General features: G+C 68.1%; 1 protein-coding gene. It reads right to left on the bottom strand.

What is annotated here, in order from left to right; translation table 11 throughout:
* A partial coding sequence (locus EEB19_RS26520; protein WP_187590305.1) for a chlorite dismutase family protein occupies positions 1-291 on the bottom strand: 291 nt, incomplete at its 3' end.
* Between the last annotated feature and the right edge of the window lie 126 nt (positions 292-417).

Consider the following 417-nt stretch of genomic DNA (forward strand, 5'->3'; position numbering starts at 1 on the left):
GCTCTGCAGTTCGTCGACGGATTCGCTGTGCATCCACAGCATGAGGTCGGCCTCGGCGCGCAGGCCGGCGAGGTCGTAGGCGCCGCGGACGGTGACGCCCTTGTCGGCGAGCGAGTCCAGGAAAGCCTGCGCCTCGGCGGCGATCGCGTCGCGGTCGCCGTCGATCTCCTCGGAGACGGAGAAGACCGACCACATCGCGTACACGAGCGAACCGTTGATGCGATCGACCATGACGTGCTTCGGTTCGGCCTTGCTCGCGGTGTCTGCGGGGGTGTTCGTCTCGGACGTCATCGTCCGCCTCCTTGTCGTCGCACTTCTTCGGATTCTGGTGGAAAGTCTAGGCGCGCGGCGCGCTCGAAGTGACGGCACGATCGGCGGCCGCGCGGGCCGTCGCGACGCACGCGGGGATGCCGACAC

Source organism: Gordonia sp. OPL2, from assembly GCF_003797825.1.
GTDB lineage: Bacteria > Actinomycetota > Actinomycetes > Mycobacteriales > Mycobacteriaceae > Gordonia.